Annotated in this window: 8 protein-coding genes; 3 read left to right on the plus strand and 5 right to left on the minus strand. The window is 71.8% G+C overall.

What is annotated here, in order from left to right:
• The first annotated feature begins 188 nt into the window (after positions 1-188).
• The 3 genes from ACWDR0_RS15885 (at position 189) to ACWDR0_RS15895 (ending at position 2,042) form a co-directional block, all read left to right on the plus strand.
• Positions 189-884 carry an FAD-dependent oxidoreductase gene (locus ACWDR0_RS15885; protein WP_456352266.1) on the plus strand — a complete coding sequence of 232 codons (696 nt, stop codon included), beginning with the start codon at positions 189-191 and terminating at the stop codon, positions 882-884.
• A gap of 64 nt (positions 885-948) precedes the next feature.
• A complete protein-coding gene (locus ACWDR0_RS15890; RefSeq protein ID WP_456352257.1) occupies positions 949-1,437 on the plus strand; it encodes an N-acetyltransferase family protein in 489 nt (162 codons plus the stop codon).
• A 113-nt stretch (positions 1,438-1,550) separates the two neighbouring features.
• Positions 1,551-2,042 carry an NUDIX hydrolase gene (locus ACWDR0_RS15895; RefSeq protein ID WP_456352258.1) on the plus strand — a complete coding sequence of 164 codons (492 nt, stop codon included), beginning with the start codon at positions 1,551-1,553 and terminating at the stop codon, positions 2,040-2,042.
• A 28-nt stretch (positions 2,043-2,070) separates the two neighbouring features.
• Here ACWDR0_RS15895 and ACWDR0_RS15900 read toward each other — a convergent pair whose 3' ends face one another.
• The 5 genes from ACWDR0_RS15900 to ACWDR0_RS15920 form a co-directional block, all read right to left on the minus strand.
• Positions 2,071-3,615, minus strand: a complete 1,545-nt coding sequence (locus ACWDR0_RS15900) for an MFS transporter (RefSeq protein WP_456352259.1) — start codon at positions 3,613-3,615, stop codon at positions 2,071-2,073.
• A 207-nt stretch (positions 3,616-3,822) separates the two neighbouring features.
• The gene (locus tag ACWDR0_RS15905; protein WP_456352260.1) at positions 3,823-4,647 is read right to left on the minus strand and encodes a tyrosinase family protein; all 825 of its coding nucleotides are present in this window, start codon (positions 4,645-4,647) and stop codon (positions 3,823-3,825) included.
• Between the two features lie 17 nt (positions 4,648-4,664).
• A complete protein-coding gene (gene melC1 / locus ACWDR0_RS15910; protein ID WP_456352261.1) occupies positions 4,665-5,072 on the minus strand; it encodes an apotyrosinase chaperone MelC1 in 408 nt (135 codons plus the stop codon).
• Positions 5,073-5,638: 566 nt separating this feature from the next.
• The gene (locus ACWDR0_RS15915; protein WP_456352262.1) at positions 5,639-6,448 is read right to left on the minus strand and encodes an SAM-dependent methyltransferase; all 810 of its coding nucleotides are present in this window, start codon (positions 6,446-6,448) and stop codon (positions 5,639-5,641) included.
• A 156-nt stretch (positions 6,449-6,604) separates the two neighbouring features.
• A partial coding sequence (locus ACWDR0_RS15920) for a hypothetical protein (RefSeq protein WP_456352263.1) occupies positions 6,605-6,814 on the minus strand: 210 nt, incomplete at its 5' end.

Consider the following 6,814-nt stretch of genomic DNA (forward strand, 5'->3'; position numbering starts at 1 on the left):
GGAGGGGGACATCCGGTCTCCGGCTCTCTCAACGTGTAGCGCACGGGGGGCCTTGCGGCAAGGCCCCCCGTCTACCACAGAATCGTCGCCCGAGCCGGAAAGCCGTGGGATGAGCGGCTTGCGACGTAAGCGAGCTTTCTATGAGTTACGGGTCCACACCGGGTTACGGGTCTGCGCCGGGGGGTTCGCTGATCGACGTGATGGTGGTCGGCGGCGGGCCGACCGGTCTGATGCTCGCCCGTGAGCTGCGGCTGCACGGGGTACGGGTGGTCGTCCTGGAGCGGGACGCCGAGCCGACGCGGCAGGTCCGTTCGCTCGGGCTGCATGTGCGCAGTATCGAGATTCTGGACCAGCGCGGTCTGCTGGAACGGTTTCTGGCGGCCGGTACGCGGTATCCGGTGGGCGGGCTCTTCGCCGGAATCGCGAAGCCGCCGCCGTCCGGACTGGACACCGCGCACCCGTACGTCCTCGGTATCCCCCAGACCGTGACCGAGCGGCTGCTGGCCGAGCGCGCCGCCGAACTGGGCGTCGTGGTCCGGCGCGGCCTGGCACTGGCCGGGCTGAGCCCGGACGGGCAGGGGGTGACCGCCCGGCTGGCGGACGGCACCGGGCTGCGCTCGCGCTATCTCGTCGGCTGCGACGGCGGCCGGAGCACGGTCCGCGGGCTGCTGCTCGACCGGACGGGACGTCTCTCGGCGGCGGGCTGGACGGACCGGGTCGGCCGGGTCGCCGACCCCGGCGGGGACCCGGATCCGCCCGCGGTGCTGCTGCGGCCGGACGGCCATGTGGCATGGGCGGGTGACGGCCAGGGGGAGCTGTCCGGCGCGCTGCGGCGGTGGTTCGGTGCCGCGCTGCCCGGCCCCGCCCGGCGGCCGGGGCGTTGAGCGGTGCCGCCGGGTGCCGGGAAAAGCGCTGGTGGGACGGTCCGCGGGTGGGCATGCTGGGCGCATGCTGATCAGGGAAGCCGTTCCGGAGGACTGGGCCGCTGTCTGGCCGTTCTTCCGTCAGGTCGTGGCCGCGGGCGAGACCTTCACCTATCCGCCGGATCTCGGTGAGGAGGCGGGGCGGGATATGTGGCTGCTGCCCGCTCCGAACCGTACGGTCGTCGCCGTCGACGACGACGGAGCGGTCCTCGGTACCGCCAAGATGAACAACAATCAGGCGGGCAACGGCTCGCATGTCGCGAGCGCGAGCTATCTGGTCGATCCGGCGTTCGCCGGGCGGGGTGTCGGCCGGGCGCTCTGCCGGTACTCGCTGGAGTGGGCGCGGGCCGCCGGGTTCCGGGCGGTGCAGTTCAACGCGGTGGTGGAGACGAACGTACGGGCGGTACGGCTCTACGAGTCCCTGGGGTTCGCGGTGGTGGGCACCGTACCGGAGGGCTTCCGGCATCCCGCTCACGGCTATGTCGGGCTCCATGTGATGCACCGCGCCCTGTAACCGTTTTTCGCCGCGCCGCCGCCCTGCCCGGGCGGACAGGACGGCCCCGGCCGGGGCCGTCCTGTCCGAAGAAACCCTGGCCGTCCGGGGCGGGCGGCGATCATGATGGCAGCGTGACTGACAACGCCGGAACGATTCCCCCCAGAATCCGTGTCGCCGCCTATGTGATCCGGCAGCGGACGGTACCCGAACTGCTGGTCTTCGATCATGTCGGCATACCCGCGGCCGGGACGCAGGTTCCCGCGGGCGGTGTCGCACCGGGCGAGAGCCTGGAGGCGGCGGTGCTCCGGGAGGTCGCCGAGGAGACGGGCCTGACGACGGCGACGGCCGTCCGCCGGATCGCCACGGAGAACAGGCCCCATCCGGAGACCGGGCAGCCGCGGCGTACCACCTTCTTCTATCTCCAGGTGCCCTCCGGCACCCCCGACGCCTGGGTGCACCGCGTCGGCGGCGGGGGCGGGGGCAGGGAGGACACCGATACCGGTCTCGTCTTCTCCTGCCGTTTCCTGCCGCTCCCCCTGGACCGGCCCCTCGCCGATGCCCAGGACACCTGGCTGGGCGGTATCGACCGGGGCTGGACCACCGCCGCCGGCGGCCGGCGCTGAGGCCGGCCGCCGGGGTGTCCGCCGCGGGTCAGTGGGTGCTGTCGGCGGGCCGGATGCCGCGCGGGATCCAGGCCCATACGGTGGCGGCGGCGGCCAGGGCCAGGACCGCGCCCGCGGCAAACGCGGGGGTCATACCGTGGGTGAAGGCACGGGCCACCTGGTCGAGGAGACCGGCACCGGCCTCGCCGCCGAGCGCCTGGGCGGTGTAGGCGCCCTCCCCCACCGAGCCGCGGGCGGCGGCGGTCACGGAGTCCGGCAGATTGCTCTGGTAGAGCGCGCCGGCCAGCGAGCCGAGGGAGGCGACGCCGAGCGCGGCACCGAGTTCGTAGCATGTCTCCTCGATGGCGGCGGCACCGCTGACGTGTTCGGCGGGGGTCGCCGCCATCAGGGTGACCGAGGCCACCGTCATGGCGAGTCCGGCGCCGAAGCCGATCAGTGCCAGGGCGACCGCCATCACCGGGTAGCCGAGGTGTCCGTCGCCGTCCTGGACGAGCCAGGGCAGGGCGAGGCCGGCTGCCATCAGGACCAGACCCGAGCCCATCAGGTGCCGTACGGGCAGGGCGCGCATCAGGGGCGGGGCAAGCAGGGAGGTGACGACGAGGGCGAGCGGTGCGGGCAGTACCCGGATGCCCGCTTCGAGGGGCGAGTAGCCGAGGGCGTACTGGAACCACTGGGTGAGCAGGAACAGTACGGCGCCGAGCGCGATCATGCCGAGCAGCAGGGCGGCCGCCGAGACGCTGAAGGCGCGCCGGGCGAACAGGCGGATCTGGAGCAGGGGGTTGGCCAGGCGCAGCTGGCGCCGGACGAAGAGGGTCAGTACGACGGCGGCGAGGGCCAGCAGCAGCCAGGGCAGGGGTGCGGTGAGTCCGCTCTTGCCGAGCTGCTTGATACCGGCGGCCAGCGCGATCATGCCGACCACGGACTGGGCGACGCCGGTCCAGTCCCAGCGTCCGGCGCGCGGGGCGTAGGACTCGGGCAGCAGCCAGGAGCCGAAGGCGATGACGGCGAGCGCGACGGGGACGTTGAGCAGGAAGGCCGACTCCCAGCCGTGGTCCTCCACGAGGAGTCCGCCGACGACCGGGCCGAGTGCCATGCCGCCGCCCATGACGGCCGCCCAGACGGCGTAGGCGAAGGCCCGCTCGCGGGCGTCGGTGAAGACGTGCCGCAGGATCGACAGGGTGGCGGGCATGATCGCCGCGCCGCCGATGCCGAGCAGGGCGCGGGCGGCGATCACCTGCCAGGCGGCGGTGGCGAAGACCGCGGCCAGTGAGGCCACGGCGAAGAGGGCGAAGCCGGCGATGAGCAGTCGTTTGCGGCCCCAGCGGTCGCCGAGGGCACCGGCCGTGACCAGAAGGCCGGAGAGCGCGAGGGCATAGGCGTCGATGATCCAGAGCTGCTCCACCGAGCCCGGCCGGAGATCGGCGACCAGGGAGGGGAAGGCGACATTGAGGATCGTGGTGTCCATGGCGATCAGCAGCAGGCTGCCGGAGAGGATCGCGAGGACGGTCCAGCGGCGCGCATGTATGGCGTCCTGGACGGCGTCCACGGCCGGGGCCACGGCGAGGCGGGACATGAGGGACTCCAACCCGTGAGACTTACTCATTCGGAATGAGACATCACTGTATCATTTTATTGTTGAAAGTCTCAGCCGGGTCTCGGCCGTCACCCCCGGCCCCGGATTCCGGCAGCGGGTTCCGGCGGCGGGTTCCGGCCCCGGACGAACGGCGCCCGCCGCGCGGAGTACCGCGCGGCGGGCAGGGGTGGAGCGGACGGGCAGGGGTCAGGCGTAGACGTAGAACTGGGTGTGGTCCAGCAGGCTCTGGGGGGTGGCGTTCGTCCAGGGCGGCATGGTCTCGTTGAGGTCGATCACATCGGGCGTCGCGGCCGCCGGGAGGTACTCGGCGCTGGTGGGGTGGAGCGCGTGCCAGTCGGCCCAGAGCTTGTCGACGAAGGCGTGGTGCAGCCAGAACACGGGGTCGTTCGGGGAGACACTGGTCTCCATCTGGCCGAAGACCCAGGTGTGGACCCGGTTGTGCATGCTCATATAACCGTCGGAGCCTTCGAGGGCGGAGCGGAAGCCCGCCGAGCCGCTGCTGAAGGGCGCGGAGTCGTAGGTGGGGATCGCGAGGGCGGCGTCGACCTGCGCCTTCGTGGGCAGGGTGGGGACGCGGTAGCCGAGGTTACGGGCCAGGAAGGGACGGCTGTCGACCTGGATGTTGATCGTCCAGTTGCCGGTGGAGTAGGCGAAGGGCCCGTCCATGACCTGGTCGTCCAGGGGGCGGCCGGTGCCGCCGAGGAAGTTCGGCGCCCACAGCGAGGAGGCGGCGGTGTTGTCGACGGTCCAGTCCCAGTAGGGGATGGACACCTGCGGGTCGACCTTCTGCAGCTCCCGCTCGAAGTCGATGAGGTACTTGCGGTGCCAGGGGAGGAACGACGGGCCGAAGTGGCCCACGTATATCCCGGTGTTCATGTCGAGGGCGAACCGGAGGCGGTGGGCGGCGACGAACTCGTCGTACACACCTCTCCGCTTGACCTCCAGCACGGCGTCGGTGAACGCCTTCTTCTCGGCGGCGGTGAGGTTCGCCTGGTTCTTCCGTACGGTCATGGCTGACTGCTCCCGGCTCAGGCGGTGGGGGTGAAGGGGACGACGGCGGCACCCTTGAGGGTGATCACCGCGGTGCGGGCGGCCTCAAGAGGCGTCGCGAACCTCTCGTAGTGGTTGATCGCGCTGCTCCAGCCGGTCTTCCCGTGGTGCATGACATGGAGTTCGCGGCCGTCGATCAGAACGCTGTAGACGGCGCCGCCCTCCTTCCCGGAACGGGCGTGGGCGTGGTGGCCGTCTTTCGCGGGCCGCCCCTGGATACGGCGGCCCTGGAAGACCTCGTCGAACTCGGCGGCCCCGGCGGTCCCGTGTGCGGCGGCCTTCGGCCGGGCGGTGTCGGCCGTTGCGGTAGCGACACCGATGAGCGCGGTGCCTGCCGCGGCGCCGGCGGCTGCCCCGATGACTTGGCGACGGGTGAATCCGGACATGGCGAATGAACCCCCAGAAACATGGCGGAGGCGGCCCCCCAGGCTGATTGCGGGCCGCCGTGATCATCTGTACCGGGAAGGGCTGCCCCGCCAGAAGGGCCACGATTTCGGTTGGCTGCCATACGGACACGTTTTCGCAGGCCAAGAGGGGCGCGCGAGAAGTGGATCTCACTCCGCGTCAGGGAATCATGATCATGGAAGCGAAGATTTCCTGGCAGATATGCCGCAACTGTGAAGATCTTTTCGGGGCGCGCCGGGCAGCCCCGTGCGGGGGCCACGGAACGCACACGGCCGGAAACGGCGCCAACGGGGGCGCCCGGGCGCGGCTCATGGCCCGTGGCGGGTGCGTTTGCGGCCGCGTACGGGGGGCGCCGGGCTTCCGCGGCCCGCGGGGAGCGTCCGCGGGCCCGAAGGGGAAGGGGTCGGGGCGTGCCGCGGAGGTTGCCGGGGACTCTACCAAGCGGGCGCTTATCACCCGGTGGTCGCGAACCTCGTCCGGCGGTCCGGAACTCGCCCGGTGGTAGCGGGCTCACGCCGTGGCCGCGGGGCCGCGGGCGGCGCCGGGGTCAGGGCTTGCGCGCGACCGCCCCGTACATGGCGATGTCTCGGTCGTCGCAGACGGGGTCCCCGGGGTCCGGGCGCCAGTGGTGGACCTGGCGCAGGCCCGGTTCGACCAGGTCGAGGCCGGTGAAGAAGGCTTCGGCCTCGGCACGGGTGCGCAGGGTCATCGGCATACCCCGGCTCTCGTACTCCCGGGCCACCCGCCCGACTTCGTCGGGGGCGAAGTCCGCCGTACCGATGGTGGCGGCGAGGAAGCTGCCCGGCGGGAGGGGGGCGAGGAGACGGCCGAGCAGCGTGTGGTCGTCGGGCGGCATGATGAAGTGGAGCATTCCGATCACCATCAGGGCGACCGGCCGGTCCAGGTCCAGGACGGCCCGGAAGCCGGGCGACCGGATGATCGCTTCGGGGTCGCGCATATCCGCGTCGACGTAGGCGGTCCGGCCTTCCGGTGCGCTGGTGAGCAGGGCCCGGGCGTGGGCGAGGACGATGGGGTCGTTGTCGACGTAGACGATGCCGGCGTCGGGCCGCTCGCGCTGCACGACTTCGTGCAGGTTGGGCGAGGTGGGCAGGCCGGTGCCGATGTCCAGGAACTGCGAGATGCCCTCTTCCCGGGCGAGATGGCGGGCGGCCCGGTGCATGAAGGCGCGGTTGGCGCGCATATGGACGGGGAGTGCGGGCCACTGGGCGCACATCGCCCGGGCAGCGTCGGCATCGATCTCGTAGTGGTCCTTGCCGCCCAGGATGCAGTCGTAGACGCGTGCGGAGTGCGCCCGGGTGGTGTCGATCCGGACGTGCTGCGGCTGCGGTTGCGTCATCGCCAACTCCCCCTCGGTTAGCCGGTGATGGGGCAGTCTACTGGGAGGTAGGAAGCTCTGTGGACATCCGGCGCCGTACGGTGCCCGCGGCCTTGTGCGGCCCGGGCCGCACAGGGCCGCGGGCCGGGCGGGGCGCCCGGTCCGCGGCCGGGGCGGTCACTCCTCTTCCGGCGCTCCCGTCTCGGTGAGTTCTCCGTCGGCGAGCCGCAGCCACCGGTCCACCCCGATCCGGGCGAGGAAGCGTTCGTCGTGGCTGACCACGACGAACGCGTGGGGCCGCAGGAGGTTGCCCGCATGTCCGCACTGCCCACCACCAGCCGTGAATGGCAGCTCGTCGCCCGCCCGCACGGCTGGCCGACGAAGGAT

Source organism: Streptomyces sp. NPDC003691 (genome assembly GCF_053981115.1).

Bases quoted from the DNA above. Each gene is read 5' to 3' on its own strand.
- ACWDR0_RS15890 (WP_456352257.1), top strand. From the start codon at position 949: ATGCTGATCAGGGAAGCCGTTCCGGAGGACTGGGCCGCTGTCTGGCCG.
- melC1 (WP_456352261.1), bottom strand. From the start codon at position 5,072: ATGTCCGGATTCACCCGTCGCCAAGTCATCGGGGCAGCCGCCGGCGCC.
- ACWDR0_RS15900 (WP_456352259.1), bottom strand. From the start codon at position 3,615: ATGTCCCGCCTCGCCGTGGCCCCGGCCGTGGACGCCGTCCAGGACGCC.
- ACWDR0_RS15905 (WP_456352260.1), bottom strand. From the start codon at position 4,647: ATGACCGTACGGAAGAACCAGGCGAACCTCACCGCCGCCGAGAAGAAG.
- ACWDR0_RS15915 (WP_456352262.1), bottom strand. From the start codon at position 6,448: ATGACGCAACCGCAGCCGCAGCACGTCCGGATCGACACCACCCGGGCG.